Here is a 22,293-nt window from a genome sequence, read left to right as displayed (position 1 = left end):
ACTTCCCATGACAAACCAGGAAATTCTGGCCCAGTATGGCCCCCGCGAATCGATGGAATACGACGTGGTCGTCGTAGGCGCGGGCCCGGGTGGCTTGGCGACCGCCATCCGCATCAAACAACTTGCCGCCCAGCATGGCAAAGAGGTCTCGGTGGTGGTCCTGGAGAAGGGTTCCGAACCTGGCGCGCATATTTTGTCAGGGGCCATCATGGACCCGATCGCACTGACCGAATTGATCCCCGACTGGAAGGCACGCGGCGCGCCACTGCACCAGCCCGTAACCGACGATGCCTACGTTTTTTTGGGCGAGAAGTCAGGCCTGCGGGTGCCAAACTTTTTGTTGCCACCTTTCGCACACAACCATGGCAATTACATCGTCAGCCTGGGCGCAGTAACACGTTGGATGGCGCAGCAGGCCGAGGCCCTGGGTGTCGAGATATTCCCTGGCTTCTCTGCAGCTGAGCTGCTCTACAACGAGGACGGATCGGTTAAAGGCGTGGCTACTGGCAACCTGGGTGTGGGCAAAGACGGACAACCCACCGATAACTTCCAGCTCGGTATGGAGCTGCTGGGCAAATACACCGTGCTGGCAGAGGGCGCGCGCGGACACCTAGGCAAGCAAGTGATCGCCAGATTTGCGCTGGACAAGGGTCGCGACCCGCAGAGCTTTGGTATCGGTATCAAAGAGCTGTGGGAGATCGACCCCAGCCGCCACAAGCCAGGCTTTGTGATGCACACGGCCGGGTGGCCCATGGAATCTGATACCTACGGCGGCGCCTTCCTCTACCACCTCGAAGGCAACAAAGTGGCCGTCGGCTTCGTCACCGGCCTGGGCTACACCAACCCCTACCTCAGCCCCTTCGAGGAGTTCCAACGCTGGAAAACCCACCCCAACGTGCGCTACTACTTCGAGAATGCACAGGGCGAGGTCACCGCCAAGCGCCTGTCCTACGGTGCGCGGGCCATCAACGCCAGCGGCATCAATGCGCTGCCAAAAACCGTGTTTCCAGGCGGCGCGCTCATTGGCTGCAACGCGGGCTACTTGAATGTGGGCCGCATCAAGGGCAGCCACGCCGCCATCAAAACCGGCATGCTCGCCGCCGAAGCCGCCTTTGACGCGGTGGTGGCCGGCCGCCAGCACGACGAGCTCAGCGCCTACCCCGAGGCCTTCGAAGCGAGCTGGCTGCACACCGAGCTCAACAAAGACCGCAACTTCAAAAACTGGTTCAAGTACGGCCTGACCACCGCCACCCTGATGAACGGATTTGAGCAGTTCGTACTGCGCGGCCATATCCCCTGGACCCTGGGCCGCGACAAGCCAGACCATGCCTATCTCAAGCCCGCAGCGCAATGCAAGCCGATCGACTACCCCAAGCCCGACGGCAAGCTCACCTTCGACCGCTTGAGCAGCGTGTTCATCAGCAACACCAACCACGAAGAGCAACAGCCCGCGCACCTCACGCTCAAGGACGCCAGCGTTCCGGTGGCGATTAACCTGGCCAAGTACGCAGGCCCCGAAGCCCGCTACTGCCCTGCCGGTGTGTACGAGTACGTGAAGAACGACGACCAGACCGACCGCTTGCAAATCAACGCGCAGAACTGCGTCCACTGCAAAACCTGCGACATCAAAGACCCGACGCAAAACATCGTCTGGGTCACGCCCGAGGGCGGCGGTGGCCCCAACTACGCTGGCATGTGAAAGGTTCCACCATGGCACAAAAGTACTCGTCCGACCATGTGTGGGTGACGCCGCTTGGCGATGGTGAAGCCGCAGTAGGCATCACGGTGCACGCACAAGACGCCTTGGGCGACGTGGTGTTCGTGGAGCTGCCAGCGGTGGGCGCGCGTTTTGCCAAAGGTGATGTCGCAGCCACCGTGGAGTCGGTCAAAGCAGCTGCCGACGTCATCGTTCCGGTGTCAGGCGAAGTGATCGAATGCAATGCAGCGCTGCGCGACGACCCCTCACTTGCCAATTCCGCGCCGCTGGACGCGGGTTGGTTTTTCAAAGTCCGTTTGCTCGACCCTACCGAGCTCGATGCGCTGATGGACGCCGCGGCCTACCGCACGTTCTCGTCCTGAATGACCCCGGGGCTTGCCGTGCGCGCCATGCCCCGCTTTGTTACTGCACAGCGCTGGGCAAACCGCCTAGGCTGGTGTGCGCTGGTTTGGGTGGGGTGGTTGGCGGCCTGGGGCCAGCCAGCCCATGCCCAAACGGTAGCTGGCTCACCGCAGCGCAGCGTGACCGTGGTGTTGGCAGGCGGCGGAGCCAAGGGCTTTGCCCATCTGGCCGTCCTGCGTAGGCTGGAGCAAGACCACATCAAAATCTCCAAAATCATTGGCACCAGCATGGGTGCCGTCGTGGGCGGCCTGTACGCCAGTGGCATGACCACGCAGCAAATCGAGCAGACGATTGGCAACAACGATCCCGCCAAGATGGCGTTGGACCACTTCGACCGGCAAGACCTGCCGCACCGTACCCGCGCCTACCAGCAGCAGTACCCGGTGGACATCGAGCTAGGGTTCAAAAACGGGCGGGTCAGCTTCGCCCGTGGCGTCAGCGACGGCCAGCGCATGCTCACGCTGCTGCAAGAGCTCACCGCGCATGTGCCGCCCCACAGTAGTTTTGACGCGCTCAAAATTCCGTTTCGTGCCGTGGCTACCCGTTACCGCGACGGCGAACTGGTCGCCTTCGACCGCGGCAGTTTGCCCCTGGCCATGCGCGCCAGCATGGCGGCACCGGCAGTGTTTGCGCCGGTCGAGATCGACGGCGAGACCTATGTGGACGGCGGTCTGGTCGCCAACCTGCCCATCGAAGTGGCGTTGCGCGAAGGTGCCGACCTGATTGTGGCGTCCTACCTGGGCGACGACGCGCCGCCCGAGGGCAGCGGTGCCGGCAACGCCTTGGAAGTGGCTAACCAGATGCTCACCATCCTGATGCGCCAAAACGAGCGCCGCAACATCGGCCTGCTGCGTCCCGATGACATCCTGGTGCGCCCGCAGCTGCAGGGCTTTCGCTTTGGCGACTTCAACAAGGCTACAGAGATCATCGCCGTGGGCCAGCAGGCCGTGGCCGCCCAAGAGGCACAGTTTGCGGCACTGGCAAGCACGGTAGGGCGCGCCGAGCTGGGGCCCGACAAGCAGCCTGTCTCATTCACCCGGCGCGAGATCACGGTCACCAAGATCACCGTCACTGGCAACGCCGACGTGCCCTCCGACTACATCGAGCGCGCACTGGCGCCCCTGCTGGGCCGCGAGTACGATCCCAACCAGGTCGCACAGCAGCTCGACAGCCTCTACACCTCGGGCTATTTTGAGCGCCTGACCTACCAGTTGGTCCTGATCGAAGGCGGCCGCTACGCCCTGGAAGTCGACGTCAATGAGAAGCCCTACGGCCCACACTTTTTCAAGACCAACCTTGGCTTTTTTTCCGAGTCCGGCGGTGTCAACATGTTCTCGGTGGGCCTAGGCTACCGGCGCCCATGGTTGACACCCAGCGGCCTGGAGGCGCAAGCAGACCTGCGGGTGGGCTCACAAAACCTGGTCTCGGCCAGCCTGTTCCAGCCCTTCGGCCAAGGCTGGGGGCTTAGCGGCTTCATGGCCTACAAAAGTTCTGAGTTGCCGCTGTATCGGCCAGATGTGGCCACCGCAGAGCGCATGGCCAATGCCACCGTGCGGCGACAGGAACTCGGCCTGGACCTCACTTACGACTTCAACAACAAGTTCACCGCACGCATGGGGGTGTCCACCAACCTCAGCAGCATCGACGTGGACACCGCCAACCGCGTGAGTTTTGTATCCCCCAATGGCCAGCTGGTCAGCTACCACCTGGAGAACGCCAGCGAGCGCTTCACTGGACTGAACCTGGAACTCACCGCCGATTTACTGGACTCGCCCTCCTTTCCCACCCAGGGCTACTACATCAACTTTTTGACCTCCCGCATCGAGCGCAGCGGATCGCCCTATGCCAACTACCGCTTCACTGCACTTTGGGCCAAGAGCGTAGGGCCGCATTCGCTCAACCTCGGCCTGGACGTGGCCGCGGACCAGGTGTTTGAGTGCGAGGGCTGCCAAGGCGGTGCGCCGATTGCGCCCTTGTTCTTAGGCGGCTTTCAGACCATGGGGGCCTACCATTTTGGCCAGCTCAATGGCGACCGCCTATTGCACATGCAGGCGACTTACATGCTGCGCCTATTGGACGGTGGCCTGACGCGCCAGCCCACCTACATCGGCCTAGTGGCAGAAAAAGGCGACGCCTGGATGCACAACCAAGCCATGTCACACAACTACAGCGGCACGGTGTTCATCGCCGTGGATAGCAAGATTGGCGACGTCTTTTTCGGCATTGCGCAGGGCAGCGCGGGCAACCGCAATGTGTTTGTGCAGCTGGGGCGGCGCTTCACCGTCTGGTGAGTGGCCGCAGCACGACGCGTTATCCGGTAATGGGCCGCAGCGGCGGTTGCACATCGCCGCACTGGGCGCGGTGACGCAGCGCGTGGTCCATCACCACCAAGGCCAGCATGGCCTCGGCAATCGGCGTAGCGCGTATGCCCACACACGGGTCGTGGCGGCCCTTGGTCACCACCTGGGTGGGTTGCCCCAATACATCGATGGAGTCGCGCGGCGTGGTGATGGAACTGGTGGGCTTGATGGCAATGGCCACCTCCAAGTCTTGACCGGTGCTGATGCCGCCTAGCACACCACCCGCGTTGTTGCTGGCAAAGCCCGTAGGCTTGAGCGAGTCGCCGTGGGTGGAGCCGCGCTGCGCCACGCTGGCGAAGCCCGCGCCAATTTCTACGCCCTTGACTGCGTTGATGCCCATCATCGCGTAAGCGATGTCGGCGTCGAGCCGGTCAAACAAAGGCTCGCCCAAACCCACCGGCACGCCCGACGCACACACCCGGATGCGGGCACCGCAAGAGTCACCGGACTTGCGCAGCGCGTCCATGTAATCCTCCAGCGCAGCAACATCGGCAACTGGTGCAAAAAACGGGTTGTGCGGCACGTGCTCCCAGGCTTCAAAACCAATCGGCATTTCGCCGATCTGTGTCATGCAGCCGCGAAACTCGGTGCCAAACTTCTCTCGAAGCCATTTCTTTGCAACCGCGCCGGCCGCCACCATGGGTGCGGTCAGGCGCGCGCTGGAGCGGCCTCCGCCGCGCGGGTCGCGCAGGCCGTACTTTTGCAAATAGGTGTAGTCCGCATGGCCCGGGCGGAAGGTTTCCAGAATGTTGCCGTAGTCTTTGCTGCGCTGGTCGGTGTTGTGGATCAAGAGCGCAATGGGTGTGCCGGTGGTCTTGCCCTGGTACACGCCGCTGAGGATCTGCACAGCATCGGGCTCGTTGCGTTGGGTGACGTGGCGGCTGGTGCCAGGGCGGCGGCGGTCCAAGTCGCCTTGGATGTCGGCCTCGCTTAGCTCCATGCCTGGCGGGCAACCGTCAATCACGCAGCCAATGGCTGGGCCGTGGGATTCACCAAAATTGGTGACGGTGAAGCTATGTCCGAAGGTGTTTCCGCTCATGGGGCTGAATTATCCCCGAGCCGCGCTGCGGCTCAGGCGGCCTCGGAGGGGTCTTTGCCCTCGGGCCAGTCGCGGATGTAGGCCTTAAGCATCTTGTTCTCAAAGTTCTGGCTATCCACCACCGCCTTGGCAACGTCGTAGAAGCTGATCACGCCCATCAGCATGCGGTTGTCGATCACTGGCATGTAGCGCGCATGGCGCTCCAGCATCATGCGGCGCACCTCGTCCATGTCGGTTTCCATGGTGCAGGTCAAAGGGCCCGGGTCCATCGCGCGGTAGACCGTGGTGGTGCCAAACGCACCGCCGTTTTTGACCACCGCCAAAATCACCTCGCGGAAAGTAAGCATGCCCACGACTTTGCCGTACGAGATCACCACCAAGGAGCCAATGTCGCGCTCGGCCATCAAGGCCGCAGCGTCGGCCAGGCTGTCTTCCGGGGTGATGGTGTAGAGCGTGCCGCCCTTGACGCGGAGGATGTCGCTGACTTTCATGGGGGGTTTCCTGGGGACTGGGGTTGCTGCGAGCGCTTTAATATAGCCCACAAACTGCGCGTACCGGCCACTGAGCGCAGCCACTCCCAACCCGAAGAGACCACCCTATGGCAGGCTACGCCGATCCCGGTTTCGACACCCTTGCGCTGCACGCTGGTGCCGCGCCCGACGCCACGGGCGCGCGCGCCGTGCCCATCCACCTGAGCACCTCGTTCGTGTTCGAGTCCAGCGAGCACGCCGCCGCGCTGTTCAATTTAGAGCGCGCAGGCCATGTCTATTCGCGCATCAGCAACCCCACCAACGCGGTGCTCGAGCAGCGCATCAGCGCCTTGGAAGGCGGCATCGGTGCCATCAGCACCGCCAGCGGGCAAGCGGCGCTGCACCTGTGCATTGCCACCCTGATGGGTGCAGGCGGCCACATCGTGGCCTCCAGCGCGCTGTATGGTGGCTCACACAACCTGCTGCACTACACCCTGCGCCGCTTCGGCATCGAGACCACCTTTGTACAGCCCGGCGACATCGACGGCTGGCGTGCCGCGGTGCGGCCCAGCACCCGCTTGTTCTTTGGCGAGACCGTGGGCAACCCCGGGCTCGATGTGCTGGACACGCCCACCGTGGCGGCCATTGCGCACGAAGCGGGCGTGCCGCTGTTGGTGGACTCCACGCTGACTTCGCCGTGGCTGGTCCAGCCGTTCACGCAAGGCGCTGACTTGGTCTACCACTCGGCCACCAAGTTTTTGAGCGGGCACGGCACGGTGATTGGCGGTGTGGTGGTCGACGGCGGCAGCTTCGATTGGGACCGCTCGGGCCGCTTTCCGGAGCTCTCGCAAGCCTATGGCGGCTTCCATAACATGGTGTTTTCCGAGGAGTCCACTGTGGGTGCGTTTTTGCTGCGGGCCCGCCGCGAGGGCTTGCGCGACTTTGGCGCCTGCCTGAGCCCACATTCGGCCTGGCTCATCTTGCAAGGCATCGAGACCCTGTCCCTGCGCATGGAGCGGCACATGCGCAACACCGCGCGGGTGGTGGAGTTTTTGGCGGCGCATCCCTTGGTGTCGCGCGTGGGCCACCCCATGCTGGCCGACCACTCCAGCCACGCGCTAGCGCAGCGGCTTTTGCCCAAGGGCGCCGGCTCGGTGTTCAGCTTCGACATCCGGGGCAGCCGCGCACAGGGCAAGGCCTTTGTGGAAGCGCTCAAAGTGTTCAGCCACCTGGCCAATGTGGGCGACTGCCGCAGCCTGGTGATCCACCCCGCCAGCACCACCCACTTTCGTATGGACGAGGCAGCGCTCGCGCAGGGCGGCATCACCCAAGGCACGATCCGCTTGTCCGTCGGTTTGGAGGACGCCGACGACCTAGTAGATGACCTCACGCGCGCTCTTAAAGCAGCTGTCAAGGCGCAGGGGGCCGCATGATCCTCAACGTCCAAGGCGCCAGCACCTACTGCTATACCGGCGGCAAGCCGCTGGATGCTGCGCAACCCACGGTGGTCTTTGTCCACGGGGTGCTCAACGACCACAGCGTCTGGATTCTGCAAAGCCGCTACTTCGCCCACCACGGCTGGAACGTGCTGGCGCCCGACCTGCCAGGCCACTGCCGCAGCGCAGGCACACCCGCCACCACAGTGCAGCAAGCAGCCGATTTTGTGCTGGCTCTGTTGGACGCGGCAGGTGTGGGGCGAGCCGCGCTGGTCGGGCACAGCCTGGGCTCCTTGATCGCGTTAGAGACGGCGGCACGTGCGCCGCAGCGCGTGAGCCAACTGGTGATGGTGGGCACCGCCTACCCGATGGCGGTCACGCCTGCGCTGCTGGAGGCCTCGCTGCACGCACCGCAGCGTGCGCTAGAGATGGTCAATGTGTTCTCGCGCGCCACGTTGGCACCGCCACCGTCCGCGCTGGGGCCGGGAACCTGGGTCTATGGCGCGTCCATGGCGCTGGGTCGGCGGGTGTTGGCCAGCAACCCTCAGACCAACCTTTTTCACACCGGTTTTATGGCCTGCGACCGCTACACCAATGGTGATGCCGCGATGGCTGCGGTGCGTTGCCCGACCCTGTTCGTACTGGGCGCAGCCGACCAGATGGCGCCCCCAAAAGCCGCCCAGCGTCTGGTATCCCAAGCCACGCATGGCAAGGTGGTCATGCTGCCCGGCGGCCACCACCAGATGACCGAAACGCCCGAGCCCATGCTACAGGCACTGCAGTCCTTCCTGAATCCAGCGGCCTGAGCAGGGTCACACCCGTTGCGGGCGTGGGCGTGTAACGCCACCCCCGCTCATAGGGGCATCAAAGCACCGATCTCAGGTTCAGAGAAGCGCCATCGACGCTGTGCCACAACTTGCTGGCCTGGGGGCTGGCGGCAAGCAACATGGCGGCAAGCAGCGGCTCCAGCGGAGTGGCATCGGGGTCTACCAGCAGCACCAGCCGGGCCCCCGCCGCCGGGTCGGAGGACTCAACCAAACGGCCCAGCCAATCGAGCGCGACCAGCGACTCCACCACCGGCTCCAAATGCTGCCGGTCGACCCGCAGCTGGGTGCACAGCTGCGCCAGGGTCAGGCCTTTGTGCGCTTCGCTGCGGGCGGCATCCAAGATACCCAGCACTTCCAGTGCCAACTGAAACTCCCAACCGTGCGAACGCGGCCTGCGCGCGACGCCGGCCAGCAAACTTGGCACATGCGCGGTCAAGGCTGCGCCCAACAGCACAATCACCCAGACGGTGTAAATCCAGACCAGCAGGATCGGCACCGTCGCAAATGCGCCGTACACGGCGGAGTAGCTGGGCACCTGGCCCAGATAGAGCGCCAGCAAGCGCTTGGCCACCTCCAACCCACTGGCGACGAACAGGCCACCCATCCAGGCGTGGCCCCAACGCACCGCAGTGTTGGGCACGTAATGGAACATGGCCGCCATGCCACCGGCCACCAGCACAAACTGCAACACATCGAGCACGAAGCCCACGCCCCCAGGCAAACCCGCCACCATGCCCTTAGAGGCGGACAGCGCATACGAGGTCACGCTCAAGCTGGCACCCAAAACCAGCGGACCCAGGGTGATGGCTGCCCAGTAAATCAGCACGCGCTGGGCCAGCGGCCTGCGGGTGCGCACCCGCCAGATGCTGTTGAGCGTGCGGTCTATCGTCAAAATCAGGGCCAGCGCGGTGCCAAGCAATGCCGCCAAACCTGCTGCGCCCAGCTTGCTGGCCTTGCCAGCGAACTGGTTCAAAGACCCCAGCACCTGGCGCGCAATGTTGTCCGGCACCAGGCTCTCCACCAGCCACTTCTGCAGCACATCCTGGAACTTGGCGAACATCGGAAACGCGGTAAACAGCGCCAACGCCACGGTAAAGAAGGGAACCAGCGCGATCGTGGTGGTAAATGTCAGGCTGCTGGCGGTCAGGCCCAATCGGTCTTCGCGAAAGCGCTCGCGCAGGGTGAGCGCCGCGCTGCGCCAGGGCAGGCGCGCTACGTCGTGCAGCCACGCCCGCAAGACTTGAATGGTTCGCATGCCGCTATCATGCCACCGCCATGCCCGACGACTTCCCACCCTCCCCCAGCGCAAGCGCCCCAGGCTTCCCCAGTGACAGCGCACCAAGCTCCCCTGCCCCGACCCCCACCACAGTCGCTATCACCCGCTGGCTGGCCGTAGGCAGCGTGCTGGGGCTGATCGTTTTGGGCCTTGCCTGGGAGCTGGTGATCAGTCCCTTGCGGCCCGGCGGCTCGTGGTGGGCGCTCAAGGTTTTGCCCCTGTGTTTTCCGCTGGCGGGCCTGCTCAAGAACCGCATGTACACCTACCGCTGGGTCAGTCTGGTGGTATGGCTGTACTTCATCGAAGGCGTGGTGCGCGCCTGGAGCGACAAGCCGCCAAGCAACTACCTGGCCATGGTCGAGGTGCTGCTGTGTCTGAGCTTGTTCACCGCCTGCGCCCTGCATGTGCACCTGCGCTTCAAGTACGCCGCGATCGCCACCAAAAGCGCTGGCACACCCGGAAGCACCGTCGCCGACACCCCCGCTGCAACATGACAGCCGCTCAGCTGCTTGACCATTTGCGCACCGTCGTGGGCGCGGCCCATGTGCTCACCGAAGGCGACCTCAGCGCCTGGGAATTGGACTGGCGCAAGCGTGTGCGTGGGCGTGCGCTGGCAGTGGTGCGACCCGCCAGCACCGAGCAAGTTGCACAGGTGGTTCGCGCCTGCGTGGCCGCCCGCGTAGCCATCGTGCCGCAAGGGGGCAACACCGGCATGGTGGTGGGCTCGACGCCCGACGCCTCGGGCACGCAGGTGGTGTTAAGCCTCACGCGCATGCAACAGATCCGCAAGTTCGACCCCGCCAACCTGACCGTCACCGTCGAGGCGGGGTGCGTGCTGCAAACCCTGCAAGAGGCCTGCGAGCAGGCCGGTTTTTTGTTTCCCTTGAGCTTGGCCGCCGAAGGCAGCTGCACGATTGGCGGCAACCTCGGAACCAATGCCGGCGGGACCCAGGTGGTGCGCTACGGCAACACCCGCGAGCTCTGCCTGGGGTTGGAGGTGGTGACCGCCCAGGGCGAGATCTGGAGCGGGCTGGCGGGACTGCGCAAAGACAACACCGGCTACGACCTGCGCCACCTGTTCATAGGCTCCGAGGGCACGCTGGGCGTGATCACCGCCGCCACCCTCAAGCTGTACCCGCTGCCGGTGTCTACCCTCACCGCCTACGCGGCCGTCCCCTCGCTGGAGGCTGCGGTGCAGCTGCTGGGCTTGGCGCACGCGCACTTGCATGCTGGCCTGACCGGTTTTGAGGTGATGGGCCAGTTTGCGCTGGGGCTGGTGGTCAAGCACTTTGCGCACATGCGGGTGCCCTTCCAGGCCAGCAGCCCGTACTGCGTGGTCTTGGAGAACTCAGACCACCACTCCGAGGCACACGGCCGCACGCAGTTTGAAGCCCTGTTAGAAGCGGCCATGGAAGCGGGCTGCGTGTCCGACGCGGTGGTAGCCGAAAGCACCGCCCAAGCGCGCCAGCTCTGGCACATCCGCGAAAGCATTCCGCTGGCGCAGGCGCAAGAGGGGCTGAACATCAAGCACGACATTTCGATTGCGGTCTCGCACATCCCAGCCTTTGTGGCCGAAACCGACGCGGCGCTACAGCAGGCCTTTCCAGGCGTGCGCATGGTCAACTACGGCCACTTGGGCGATGGCAACCTGCACTACAACGTGCAAGCCCCGGCTAACACCGACGCCGAAGTTTTTTTGCAAACCCAGGAAGACGCCATCAACGCCCTGGTATACGCCCAGGTGGACCGCTACGACGGATCGATTTCGGCGGAGCACGGCATTGGCAGCCTCAAACGCGAAAAGCTGCTGGCGCACAAATCGCCGGTGGCGCTGGACCTGATGCGCTCCATCAAACGCGCACTCGACCCCCACAACCTGATGAACCCCGGGCGGGTGATTGACTGCAGCAGCGCCAGCGGCAGCGCACCCACCACCCATCCCAACCCGACCACCCAAGTCCTCCCCCACCATGACCACCCCTACTGATGCGCCCCTGGGCACGCGACCGGTTCGCTCCCAGTACGAGGATTTCATGCGCCATGTGTTCACTAACGGCGTTGCCAAAACCGACCGCACCGGCACCGGCACCCGCAGCGTGTTCGGCTACCAAATGCGCTTTGATTTGGCCGAGGGCTTCCCCTTGGTCACCACCAAGAAGGTGCACCTGCGCTCCATCATCTTGGAACTGCTGTGGTTTTTGAAGGGCTCGTCCAACAACCAGTGGCTGCAAGAGCGCGGCGTCACCATCTGGGACGAATGGGCCCAAGAAGACGGCGACCTCGGCCCGGTGTACGGTGTGCAGTGGCGCAGCTGGCCCACGGCAAATGGCGGCCACATCGACCAGATTGCGCAGGTCATCCACACCCTTAAAACCAACCCCGACTCGCGCCGCATCATCGTGAGCGCCTGGAACGTGGCCGACCTCGACAAGATGGCGCTGATGCCCTGCCACGCCTTCTTCCAGTTTTATGTGGCGCCCAGCGCCGTGCCCGGCGGCAAAGGCACCCTGAGTTGCCAGCTCTACCAGCGCAGCGCAGACATCTTCTTGGGCGTGCCATTCAATATCGCCAGCTACGCGCTTTTGACCCACATGGTGGCGCAGCAGTGCGACCTCGAGGTGGGCGAATTCATCTGGACCGGCGGCGACTGCCACATCTACAGCAACCACCACACGCAAGTGCAAGAGCAACTCAGCCGGGCGCCGATGCCCTATCCCACGCTGCACATTGCGCGCAGGCCGGAGAGCATCTTCGACTACGCGTTGGAGGACTTTGAAGTGCGGGACTACCAATGCCACCCCGCCATCAAAGCCCCAGTCGCGGTTTAAGGTCAAGCTGCGCAGACCCATGCAAGTCCATTTGATTTTTGCGCGCGCCCATGGCGGCGTGGTTGGCGCCAACAACACCCTGCCCTGGCACCTGCCCGAAGACTTGGCGCACTTCAAGCGCACCACCCTGGGCTGCCCGGTCATCATGGGCCGCAAGACCTGGGACTCGATCCCAACCAAGTTCCGGCCCCTGCCCGGCCGCACCAACGTGGTCGTCACCCGCCAGAGGGACTGGCGCGGCGGCGCAGATGCTAGCCAGACGGGAACCGCCCTGCGCGCCCACTCCTTGGAGCATGCCTTGCAACTTTGTGGAGATGCGCCCGATGTGTGGGTGATTGGCGGCGCCCAACTCTGGGCGCTGGCCATGCCACTGGCCACCAGCGCGGTCGTGACCGAAATTGACCTTGCGGTTGCCGGTGACGCGTTTGCGCCCAGCTTTGACAGCAGCTGGTTTGAGGCTGCCAGCGAAAGCCACGTTGCCGCCAACGGGCTGCGCTATCGGGTGGTTACGCTAGGTCGGCGCACTGGGTAAAGCAGCTATGAACCCGCACTGGGTTTTGGGGCTGCTTGGCGCAGCTGCAGAGTTGGGCATTGGCCACAACAACGCCCATGTCAGCCCTGCAGTTGAGGTGTAGCCGCTCCTGCAATCCGAAGAAAATCGTTGAGTGGCATGGGCCGACCCACTGCATAGCCTTGTCCAACGTCGCACCCCTTGGTGCGCAGCCAGTTCAAGGTGTTCTCATCTTCAATACCTTCAGCCACAACTGACAAACCAAAGTTATGGGCCAGATCCAGTGTGGAGGAAACGATGGCTTGGTCGTCAGGGCTGGACAGCAGATTGCGGATGAAGACCTGATCAATCTTCAACTCATCGAGTGGCATGTTCTTCATGTAAGCCAAGGACGAGTAACCCGTTCCAAAATCATCGATTGAAACTTTGATACCGAGTCGCTTGATTTGGTTCAACACGTCGATGGACTGCTCTGGAGCACCCAAAACACAGTTTTCCGTGATTTCAATCGTGAGATGTTGTGGCGAAAACTTCGCCGTTCCGAGCGCCTCTGTGAGATGGGAAATGAGGTCGGGCGCCAACAGGCAACGCGGCGAAAGATTGATCGAGACACCGACCTTGATTCCATCGCCCCACCAATTGGTGCAATCTTGCGTCACAGTTTGAATGAGCCATTCCGTCAGCGTAAAGATCAACCCTGACTCTTCGGCCACGGTGATGAATTCATTGGGTGGAATCATCTTGCCGGTGGAATCACGCCAACGCATGAGCGCCTCTGCGCCAACGATCTGGCCGGTTGCCATCGCGATCTGTGGCTGGTAGTGAACGCTTAACTGTTGCAGCCGCAACGCCTCGCGCAGCTTGCCGAACATGAGCTGGTGCGACCTGAATTTTTGTTCTTCTTCCGGGTCGAAGAATGCAAGTTGCAGACGCCTTCTGCTCGCGCTCAGCATCGCTTGTTCAGCCCGGGTAATCAATTGATCGGCGTCGGTGGCGTCCAACGGGAAAGATGCGATTCCGATCGTCAACTCAATGAGCAAATCGTACTGCTGCTGACTAATTGACAAGTGCCTTTCGTTGATGAGTTGCTGCAGGGCTGCCGGTACCTTGCCTTCACCACGCTCCACAAACGCCATCATGAATTCGTCCCGCCGGGTCCTGGCCAAGACCACATCTTCGGTGCACCGCGATTGAAGATCGGACACGATAGCCATCATTACCGCGTCGAAGCTGCTACTTCCAACGACGTTTTCAAGTTCGACCAAGCGTTCAACTCGGATCACACACAAAACCACTTGGTGCTCTGACACACTGGCCTGTACAAGAGAAGCCGAGAGCTTGCTCAGCAGGCTGATCTTGTTGGGAAGCCCCGTCAGCTTATCGTGCGTGGCCAGAAAATCGAGGGTGCCCAATACCTCCTCGCCTTTGGTGGCGGTTTCCATCACCAACTCACGCAGTTTGCGTTGAAAACCACCGTGCAGCCGTGTCATGGTGGCAGCGACCAGCGTGTAAAAACACAGGGTGACAAAGAACGTTCCCTTGACATCCATGCTGAATCGATAACCCAAACCGAAGGTCGGCTGGATCCACAGCCAGAACGCAGCGACTATGGCCACCAGCGCGCCACTGAACACCCAGGCGACCGTACGACCACAAATAAAGAACGCCAAAAAAGGCAGCGCATAGATCCAAAAAAGCGCCACGCCGTCAGCACCCCCCTGTACCAGCAAGGTGACCATACACGCCAAGGCCGCCACCATCGTCAACACCGTCGAATGCCATAGCGCGTTGGTTCTGTAACTCAGAATCAGTGCAGGAATCAGACATACACCTACGATGCCCAACTGCAAAAGACCAAGCGACTCGAGGTGATGCCAAACGTAAACGTTGAGCATCGAGTAGCTTGTGAGGAGAAGTATGAATAGGATGATCGCTATGCGGACATGTGTGATGTTTCTGTTGCGCACCAAGCGTCCGGTGTAGATATCCAACGTGTTTGCTTGAATCTTGCTTTTCGTCATCGTTTGATTGGGTTGCGGCAGCCGTATCCAGCAGGTCCAAAGCCGGATCGTTGTGCTTGCCAGCGCACGCAGTTGTTTGTGTTTTTGTTGCCGATGCGACTTTACCGCAGGGCGCGGGCAGTTTTTCGCTGTACCCCAACAGCGTGCATGGACTGATGCACGAAGCTAAGTGCACTTCACTTGGACTCACTGGCCACCAAGGACTTCAGCGCCAGCGTCAAGTAGTCCATGACCAAACGCAGCCGCGCTTGGTTTTTTAACTCCCGGTGCGTTACCAACCACACTGGAAATTTGGGCAGCTTGGCCTCTGTCAGCACAGGAACCATCTGGCCCTCGCGCTCGGCGACGACCGATAAACCAGTTCCAATACCAACGCCAGATCGAATCATCTGCCATGCACTTGCATGGTCCGTGGTGGTACACACAATTTGCTGGCCCACGTGCGCAAATCCGGCCTTTGCAAACCCGTTGCCCAAAGGGTTGTGCGGTGCGACATCAATGAAGTCATGTTGGGCCAGGGAGCCCGCCTCCATCTTTGGAATGCCCCGGCGCGCGATGTAGCGCTGACTGGCATACAGCCCCGCGGATAGGTAGCCCAGGCGCTTGGCAATCAGGTCCTGCTGCTGCGGTTGCATCAAACGAATTGCAATATCCGCTTCGCGCTGGGACAGGTTGCTGACCGAGTCGGTCGCCACAACTTCAAAGCGGATGCCACGGTGCTGGCCACGTAGCACATCGAGCAGCTCGGGCATCACAAAATGCGCCAGACTCACGCCCACGCTGATACGCACCACCCCTTGCACCTTTGCATCTCTGCCTGCGGCACCCAGACTGAGTTGGTACATTGCTGCGTGCATCGCGCGAGCGGGCTCCAGGAACTGCATGGCTGGCATGGTGGGCTGCATGCCCTGGCGGCTGCGCACAAACAGCTCCATTCCCAAGGACTTTTCCAAGGCCGCGATCTGCCGGCTCACCGTCGCCGGATTGGTTTGCAGGCGCTGCGCCGCCGCGAGCACCGAGCCTTGCTCCGCCACTGCGACAAAGCTTTTGATCCAGTCCCAGGACGCAGTGTGTATTGGCTTCATGTTCGGTGCCTCTGTGGTTAACAAGGTGAACGTGTCATCCGCTGGACTGACGCTGGTTCGGTTGCGCTTGCATAGTGCAAACGCTAAAGCAAGGTTCGACGTTTGAGTCGATGGGCCGCTTGTTTGCAATTATGCAATTTAACAATGCATTAACAGATGCACACAAGGGTATGCGTGGATTTCAAAATCAGCGCATCTTTTCACCCAACGGAGTTCACGCATGCAGCCCTCTACCCTTCACCGCAGCGCCGGCAGCCTGGCCATCGTCCATGCGCTGATGTTCTTCATACCCTTGGGCGTCCTGGGGGCTGCCATCGGCTGGCCAGCCAACCTGGATTTGCCAGCCTCCCACAACCTGCCCTTGCTCCTGAGCCAGGCGCCCATGGTCAAGCTGGGTTACAGCGTGTACTTGCTGTACTCGCTTTTGTTCTTTCCGGTGATTCTGTTGATCAGTCGGGCCATTGCCGGCCAAGATGAACTCCCCTTGTTGCTCAAACTCGCTGTGGGATTCGCGCTGCTATCGACATTGGCGCGGTGCTTGGGCATCGTTCGCTGGCTCACCGTGATGCCGACGCTGGCCACCCAATATGACGCTGCAGACGCCACAGGAAAGTTGGTGGTTTCCAGTGTGTACACGGCCTTCAATGCATACGCTGGCGGCGTGGGCGAAGTGCTTGGCGTGTTCTTGCTGGCGGCGACGAGCGTAGCGCTGTTGGCGTCCGCACTTTGGGGACGCTCTGAGGTGCCACGCTGGTTGTGTTGGATGGCTTGGGCCACTGCGCTGGGTTTGTTCTTTCTCTCCCTTGAGCTATTCGGGCTGAACCTTTCGACCTTCATCGCGCCTTTGAGCGTTCTGTACATGATGTGGATGGTCTGTACAGGCATCTACCTCCTGCGGCGCGCACGCAGCGTTTGACGAAGAAACGCCTCTACCACCATGGCTACCGAAACGACTTGCGGCTTTCACCTGATTTTTGGTACCGGGCCCGCGGCCTGCTGGACGGCACGCCACTTGCGTGCGAAGGGGTTCACCGTCAAGGCCGTCAATCGCAGCGGCATACGCCCCGCGCTGATGCCGGCCGATGTCACCGTGATTCGGGCTGACCTATCGCAGCTACAGCAAACCGTGGAGATCACGCGAGGCGCAAGCGTGGTGTACCAGGCCTTGGGGCCGGCGTACTCCCGATGGGCAGAGCTGTTTCCTCTCTTGCAGGCCAACACCATAGAGGCGGCTATCCAAGCCAGAGCGCGCTACGTCGCGCTGGAAAACCTGTACATGTTGGACACCAGCCACCCCATGACCGAGTGCAGCCCCGAAGCACCACGCTCGGGGAAAGGACGGGTACGCCAGCAAATGCACCATGACCTGATGCAGCGGTTTGCCAGCGGCGACCTCCAGGTCTGCGCTCTGCGCTCCAGTGATTACTACGGCCCCGGCGTGACCATGTCAGCATTGGGCGAGCGGGTGTTTGGAAACTTGGTAAAGGGGAAAGCAGCGCAAGTGATGGTGCGTGCAAGCTGTCCCCACAGCTTTGCCTACATTGGTGATGTCGGGCACGCTTTGGCCGTCTTGGGTACGGCGGATGCAGACGCAGCCACTTGGGGGCAAACATGGTTGGCCCCACATGATCGTGCGCAATCGCAGCATGCGCTGGTCGCGCAGGCATGCGAGCTGCTCGGCATGCCAACCAAACTCAGCGTTGTTCGCCCATGGTTGCTGCGGCTGGTTGGCCTGCTCGATGCCGATGCTCGGGCCCACATGGAAATGTTGTACCAGTACGAACACGCTTTTGTAGTGGATTCAAGTCTGAGCGAACGGACACTCGGTTTGCAACCTACGGATGCTGCCCGCGGGCTGGCCGCTACGATCGATTGGTACCGAGAGCTTGCAAACAAAGCAGGTACTTAGCGCCTATGGCCTTTCCCAGTCCCGTGGTGGCAAAGCTGGCCGTACGTGATTGTTTTGATCGCCCACTCGTACCACTGTCTCGCGCGTGCGCAGCCCGACTCGACCGGTGATGGAAGGTAACGCATCAGACCAACCCTCCACGCCGTAGCGGACCGCTAAACTTGGCGGCGACAGGGCACTCGCAACGACGACCTGGTCGCCCCCCACTGCCACTGCTGCCACAATGACCGAGCTCGCCGATCAAGGCTGGCACGTTCCCTGGATTGGTCACCGCGCTTGGGTGTCGGCTGGAGACTGACGAGCGGATGGCGCGGCACCGATGAGGGGCAATACAAGCGTCATTGAGAGCCCCCTTTCTTTCAATCAATGGATAGTCGATCTATGCGCCTTGCCACCTGGAACGTGAACTCTCTGGCCGTGCGCCTCCCCCAGGTGCTGGACTGGCTGGCTGCCAACCCCGTGGATGTGCTTGCGCTGCAAGAGCTGAAGCTGACGGATGACAGGTTCCCCTTTGATGCGCTGCGAGATGCGGGCTATTCGGCGCAGTGCTTTGGACAAAAAACCTACAACGGCGTGGCACTTCTGAGTCGCACGGAGGCTACCGACGTGGTGCGCAATATCCCCGGCTTTGACGACGACATGGCGCGAGTGATCTCGGGTACGGTGGACGGCATTCGCGTGGTGGGGGCCTACGTGCCTAACGGCCAGGCGCCGGGTAGTGACAAGTTTGAGTACAAGATGGAGTGGCTGGGTGCGCTGCGCCGGTGGATCAAAGACTCGCTGCTCGCACACCCCAATCTGGTGCTGATGGGTGACTTCAACATCACGTTCGACGACGCCGATGTGTGGGACCCCGAGGGTATGCGGGACCAAATCCATTGCACCGACGAGGAGCGCTACCACCTGCGCGCGCTGCTGGCCATGGGCTTGGTCGACAGCCACCGCCTGTTTGCCCAAGCGCCCAAAAGCTACTCGTGGTGGGACTACCGGGACTTTGGTTTTCGGCGCAACCGCGGGCTGCGCATCGACCATATTCTGGTGGGTCAAGTACTTAAAGACCGGGTGCGCTCCTGCGTGATTGACACCACGCCGCGCAAAAACGAACGCCCCAGCGACCACGCGCCGGTGCTGGTGGAAATCACTCCAGCCCCAGCTCCTGAATCTTGCGCGTGATGGTGTTGCGGCCAATGCCCAGTTTGTGGGCGGCCTCGATGCGGCGGCCCTTGGTATTGGCCAGGGCCGCCAGAATCAACCGGGACTCGAAGCGCTTGGTCAGCACGTCCCACACATCGGTGCTGCCGGTCCCCAGCAAGGCCACTGCCTCACTCTCCAGGCCTTGCTCCCAGGCGCAGCCAGCGGCAGTCGGTTCGGCAGCGTTTGACGCCACACCATTTGCCCCCATGCCATGTGCCGCCGCATCCCGCATCGCTAGCGCGTGGGGTACCTGCAGCCGCACGGGCACAGCATCGCCTGTGCGCTGGGTTGGCGCATCTTCTCTCTCCTGCGGGTAGGCCGCCGACAGGCTGGCTTGTGGGGCAGGACCGCCTGCAGGCAAATCCGCCACAGGCTCGAGGCGTTGCGCATGGACCTCTGGTGGCAAGTCTTTGGGCTCGATCACCTGCGCTGGCGCCATCACCGTTAGCCAGTGGCAGATGTTTTCCAGTTGCCGCACATTGCCCGGAAACGCGAATCCTTCCAGCCAGGCCAGCGCGGTGTCCGATATCCGCTTGGGCTCGACCCCGAGTTGTTTCGCGCTTTGCTGCAGAAAGTGCCGGGTGAGCATGGGCACGTCTTCCTTGCGCTCGCGCAGCGCTGGCAGGCGCAAGCGGATCACATTGAGGCGGTGAAACAGGTCTTCGCGGAAGGCGCCATCCTTGACGCGTTGCTCCAGATTTTGGTGGGTTGCGGCGATCACGCGCACATTGGACTTGACCGCGCTGTGGCCGCCCACGCGGTAAAAGTGGCCGTCGCTGAGCACCCGCAGCAAGCGGGTCTGCAACTCAAACGGCATATCGCCGATCTCATCCAGAAACAAGGTGCCGCCGTCGGCCTGCTCGAAGCGGCCACGGCGCATGGTTTGCGCGCCCGTGAAGGCGCCCCGTTCGTGGCCAAACAGCTCGCTCTCCAGCAGATCCTTGGGGATAGCAGCGGTGTTAATTGCAACAAACGGTCCGTTCGCGCGCGGTGAGTGTTTGTGCAAGGCGCGGGCCACCAGCTCTTTGCCCGAGCCCGACTCGCCGGTGATCATGACCGTGACGTTGCTTTGCGAAAGCCGCCCGATGGCGCGGAACACGTCCTGCATCGCGCCGGCCTGGCCCAGCATTTCCGGTGACTCGGACAGCCGCTCTTCCAGCACCGCCTCGCGCTGACTCTCTTCCACCGCCCGGCGAATCAGCTCAACCGCCTTGGGCAGATCGAAGGGCTTGGGAAGGTACTCGAACGCCCCGCCCTGGAACGCGCTCACAGCGCTGTCCAGGTCAGAGAAGGCGGTCATGATGATGATGGGCAGGCCAGGAAACTTGGCCTTCACCTTTTCGAGCAAATCCAGCCCAGAGCCTCCGGGCATGCGGATGTCGCTGACCATCACTTGCGGCAGGTCATCGTCCGAGGCGGTGCCCAGCGCCGCCAGTACATCGCGCGCGCTCGAGAAACTGCGTGTTGGCATATGCTCCCGCAGCAAGGCCTTCTCCAGCACAAAGCGTATGGATTGGTCATCGTCAACGATCCAGATGGGCTTCATGCTGTGCAGGTTCCAGGGTTGGGCATCACGGTAGCGGAATCAATATCTTGAAATCGGTACGGCCGGGCACGCTGTCAACTTCAATCAAGCCGTGGTGCTGTTGCACAAAGGTCTGCGCCAAGGTCAGTCCCAGGCCAGACCCGCCTTCCCTCCCCGATACCAGGGGATAAAAGATGCGGTCCTTGATGGAGTCTGGCACGCCAGGTCCGTTGTCGATGACATGCAATTCCAATGCCAACCGGTAGCGCTGCTTACCGAAGGTTACTTGGCGCGTGACACGCGTGCGAAAGGTAAGCAGCGCGCTACCCTCTTGGATGTGTTCGCACAGTGCGTGCGCCGCGTTGTGGGCGATGTTGAGTACGGTTTGAATCATGTGCTCGCGGTCACCACGAAACTCGGGGATGGAGGTGTCGTAGTCCCGCACCACGCGCAGGCCTTTAGGAAACTCCGCCAGGATCAGCGATCGCACGCGCTCACAGACTTCGTGGATGTTGACATCGCCTACCGTGTGCGGACGCCGATGCGGCGCTAGCAACCGATCCACCAAGCTTTGCAGTCGGTCGGCTTCGTGAATGATGACCTGGGTGTACTCGGTCAGCTCGGGCGATGCCATCTCCAGCTCCAGGAGCTGGGCAGCGCCACGGATGCCGCCCAAAGGGTTCTTGATTTCGTGCGCTAGGTTGCGAATCAGCTCCTTATTGGTTTGTGCCTGCTCGGCCAAGCGCTCCTCACGATCCTGGCGGGTTTGCTGCTCTAGCGGCACCATTTCCACAATGGTGTCGTCGGTGGTCTCGGTGCGGGTGATGATGACGTGAACTGGCAGCGCATCGTTGCCAGCGCGTTTGAGCCAGGCGTCATAGCGCATGGCTGCGAACTCGTTCTCGCTGGCACCCTCGAGCGCGTTTTGCAGCTGGCTGCGCTCGGTAAACGCATCTGCGAACTCCGAGCCCGCAATGGCCCGGCGCGAAATACCCAGCGTATCTTCCAGGGCCGCGTTGGAGAACACCACGCAGCCGCGCCTGTCGACCACGGCCACGAGTGTGGCCAGCAGGTCAAAGGCCTGGAAGCGCGCGTGCAACTCTGGCGGAGGTTCTGGCCGAGGTCGGTGAGGTTGGTGCGGCGGGGTCAAGCCGCTCATTTTGCTGCAGGGGCGGCGCTGCCGGGCGGCATGCGACCAAGCTCGCGCCGAATGCCCTCGATATCGGCCTCGTTGCGGGAGATGGCGGCTTTTAACGAAGCCAAGCGGTCCAGGTATTTTTGGTGGTTGCGGGTCTCTGCGCCCAGTTTGTCGGGCTCGCCGTTGTTGAACTCCTTGAGCAACTCCGCCTGCCGCGCTTCAGAACGCTTGAGTTCCGCGTCAAGAATGGAGCGGGCCTCGAGGTCCTTGGCCCGCTGTGCCAGGCCACCGCCTACCGGCTCGGTCTGTGATGGTGGCGCGGCAGCGGGCTTTGCAGCAGGCCGCGCCGCCTGTACGACCGAGACGTTGGCGCCCGAAATCAGCTTGCAGTTTTTCATCTGCGCCTCGGTAACCGTGTTGGTGTACTCATTGCCACACCGATAAATCCGTTCGCCCGCTGCATGCACCGCAGCCCCACCCAGCACGAAAAAAAGAACAACAACACGTTTCATAGATCCACCACCGAAAGCAAACCGAAGTCCGCGCAGTATGCGC

Annotated in this window: 20 protein-coding genes; 12 read left to right on the top strand and 8 right to left on the bottom strand. The window is 62.1% G+C overall.

Translation table 11 applies throughout. The features are described 5' to 3' along the window. Positions 1–7: 7 nt before the first annotated feature. From ACILRC_RS04835 to ACILRC_RS04825, 3 genes are read left to right on the top strand one after another with little or no spacing between them, the layout of a single operon-like run. Positions 8–1,699, top strand: coding sequence for an electron transfer flavoprotein-ubiquinone oxidoreductase (locus ACILRC_RS04835; protein ID WP_395668222.1), 1,692 nt, complete (start codon positions 8–10; stop codon positions 1,697–1,699). 11 nt (positions 1,700–1,710) lie between these two features. Next, positions 1,711–2,079: a glycine cleavage system protein GcvH gene (gcvH, locus tag ACILRC_RS04830; protein ID WP_395668221.1), complete on the top strand. Its 369-nt coding sequence runs from the start codon at positions 1,711–1,713 to the stop codon at positions 2,077–2,079. A 27-nt stretch (positions 2,080–2,106) separates the two neighbouring features. Next, positions 2,107–4,410, top strand: coding sequence for a patatin-like phospholipase family protein (locus ACILRC_RS04825; RefSeq protein WP_395668220.1), 2,304 nt, complete (start codon positions 2,107–2,109; stop codon positions 4,408–4,410). Positions 4,411–4,429: 19 nt separating this feature from the next. Here ACILRC_RS04825 and aroC read toward each other — a convergent pair whose 3' ends face one another. Next, positions 4,430–5,518, bottom strand: a complete 1,089-nt coding sequence (gene aroC / locus ACILRC_RS04820; RefSeq protein WP_395668219.1) for a chorismate synthase — start codon at positions 5,516–5,518, stop codon at positions 4,430–4,432. Positions 5,519–5,550: 32 nt separating this feature from the next. Next, positions 5,551–6,009, bottom strand: coding sequence for a CBS domain-containing protein (locus tag ACILRC_RS04815; protein WP_395668218.1), 459 nt, complete (start codon positions 6,007–6,009; stop codon positions 5,551–5,553). A gap of 107 nt (positions 6,010–6,116) precedes the next feature. On the opposite strand from ACILRC_RS04815, the gene ACILRC_RS04810 reads away from it, so the two are divergent. Both ACILRC_RS04810 and ACILRC_RS04805 read left to right on the top strand, forming a co-directional pair. After that, the gene (locus ACILRC_RS04810) at positions 6,117–7,421 is read left to right on the top strand and encodes an O-acetylhomoserine aminocarboxypropyltransferase (protein WP_395668217.1); all 1,305 of its coding nucleotides are present in this window, start codon (positions 6,117–6,119) and stop codon (positions 7,419–7,421) included. Next, on the top strand, positions 7,418–8,230 hold the full coding sequence (locus tag ACILRC_RS04805) for an alpha/beta fold hydrolase (RefSeq protein WP_395668216.1): 813 nt from the start codon (positions 7,418–7,420) through the stop codon (positions 8,228–8,230). The genes ACILRC_RS04810 and ACILRC_RS04805 overlap by 4 nt, the downstream gene beginning before the upstream one ends. A gap of 58 nt (positions 8,231–8,288) precedes the next feature. Here the strand turns inward: ACILRC_RS04805 and ACILRC_RS04800 are convergent, their stop codons facing one another. Then, positions 8,289–9,506 carry a YihY family inner membrane protein gene (locus tag ACILRC_RS04800; RefSeq protein WP_395668215.1) on the bottom strand — a complete coding sequence of 406 codons (1,218 nt, stop codon included), beginning with the start codon at positions 9,504–9,506 and terminating at the stop codon, positions 8,289–8,291. 20 nt (positions 9,507–9,526) lie between these two features. On the opposite strand from ACILRC_RS04800, the gene ACILRC_RS04795 reads away from it, so the two are divergent. From ACILRC_RS04795 to ACILRC_RS04780, 4 genes are read left to right on the top strand one after another with little or no spacing between them, the layout of a single operon-like run. Further along, positions 9,527–10,021, top strand: coding sequence for a DUF2069 domain-containing protein (locus ACILRC_RS04795; RefSeq protein ID WP_395668214.1), 495 nt, complete (start codon positions 9,527–9,529; stop codon positions 10,019–10,021). Then, complete coding sequence (locus tag ACILRC_RS04790; RefSeq protein WP_395668213.1) at positions 10,018–11,514, top strand: FAD-binding oxidoreductase; 1,497 nt, start codon at positions 10,018–10,020, stop codon at positions 11,512–11,514. Before ACILRC_RS04795 ends, ACILRC_RS04790 begins: the two co-directional genes overlap by 4 nt. Further along, positions 11,498–12,355: a thymidylate synthase gene (locus tag ACILRC_RS04785; protein ID WP_395668212.1), complete on the top strand. Its 858-nt coding sequence runs from the start codon at positions 11,498–11,500 to the stop codon at positions 12,353–12,355. The genes ACILRC_RS04790 and ACILRC_RS04785 overlap by 17 nt, the downstream gene beginning before the upstream one ends. A 19-nt stretch (positions 12,356–12,374) precedes the next feature. Further along, positions 12,375–12,887 carry a dihydrofolate reductase gene (locus ACILRC_RS04780; protein WP_395668211.1) on the top strand — a complete coding sequence of 171 codons (513 nt, stop codon included), beginning with the start codon at positions 12,375–12,377 and terminating at the stop codon, positions 12,885–12,887. A gap of 80 nt (positions 12,888–12,967) precedes the next feature. On the opposite strand, the gene ACILRC_RS04775 is transcribed toward ACILRC_RS04780, so the two are convergent. Together ACILRC_RS04775 and ACILRC_RS04770 are read right to left on the bottom strand one after the other, a co-directional pair. Continuing rightward, positions 12,968–14,887, bottom strand: a complete 1,920-nt coding sequence (locus ACILRC_RS04775) for a putative bifunctional diguanylate cyclase/phosphodiesterase (protein ID WP_395668210.1) — start codon at positions 14,885–14,887, stop codon at positions 12,968–12,970. 176 nt (positions 14,888–15,063) lie between these two features. Continuing rightward, on the bottom strand, positions 15,064–15,972 hold the full coding sequence (locus tag ACILRC_RS04770; RefSeq protein ID WP_395668209.1) for a LysR family transcriptional regulator: 909 nt from the start codon (positions 15,970–15,972) through the stop codon (positions 15,064–15,066). A 220-nt stretch (positions 15,973–16,192) separates the two neighbouring features. On the opposite strand from ACILRC_RS04770, the gene ACILRC_RS04765 reads away from it, so the two are divergent. From ACILRC_RS04765 to xth, 3 genes are all read left to right on the top strand, one after another. Then, positions 16,193–16,888, top strand: a complete 696-nt coding sequence (locus tag ACILRC_RS04765) for a hypothetical protein (RefSeq protein ID WP_395668208.1) — start codon at positions 16,193–16,195, stop codon at positions 16,886–16,888. Between the two features lie 21 nt (positions 16,889–16,909). Beyond that, positions 16,910–17,881, top strand: a complete 972-nt coding sequence (locus tag ACILRC_RS04760) for a hypothetical protein (RefSeq protein ID WP_395668207.1) — start codon at positions 16,910–16,912, stop codon at positions 17,879–17,881. Between the two features lie 381 nt (positions 17,882–18,262). Next, complete coding sequence (gene xth, locus ACILRC_RS04755; RefSeq protein WP_395668206.1) at positions 18,263–19,054, top strand: exodeoxyribonuclease III; 792 nt, start codon at positions 18,263–18,265, stop codon at positions 19,052–19,054. Here xth and ntrC read toward each other — a convergent pair. Genes ntrC through ACILRC_RS04740 form a run of 3 tightly spaced genes read right to left on the bottom strand, consistent with a single transcriptional unit; the run spans position 19,020 to position 22,250 of the window. After that, positions 19,020–20,621: a nitrogen regulation protein NR(I) gene (gene ntrC / locus ACILRC_RS04750; protein ID WP_395668205.1), complete on the bottom strand. Its 1,602-nt coding sequence runs from the start codon at positions 20,619–20,621 to the stop codon at positions 19,020–19,022. The two genes, xth and ntrC, sit on opposite strands and share 35 nt — an antisense overlap. A gap of 25 nt (positions 20,622–20,646) precedes the next feature. Further along, positions 20,647–21,759, bottom strand: coding sequence for a nitrogen regulation protein NR(II) (glnL, locus tag ACILRC_RS04745; protein WP_395668204.1), 1,113 nt, complete (start codon positions 21,757–21,759; stop codon positions 20,647–20,649). Then, complete coding sequence (locus tag ACILRC_RS04740; RefSeq protein ID WP_395668203.1) at positions 21,756–22,250, bottom strand: hypothetical protein; 495 nt, start codon at positions 22,248–22,250, stop codon at positions 21,756–21,758. Before ACILRC_RS04740 ends, glnL begins: the two co-directional genes overlap by 4 nt. Positions 22,251–22,293 lie beyond the last annotated feature (43 nt).

It is taken from the genome of Rhodoferax sp., assembly GCF_044236835.1.
GTDB lineage: Bacteria > Pseudomonadota > Gammaproteobacteria > Burkholderiales > Burkholderiaceae_C > Allorhodoferax.
The sequence above is the reverse complement of the archived record's forward strand: the minus strand, read 5'-3'. Positions and strand labels throughout refer to the sequence as shown.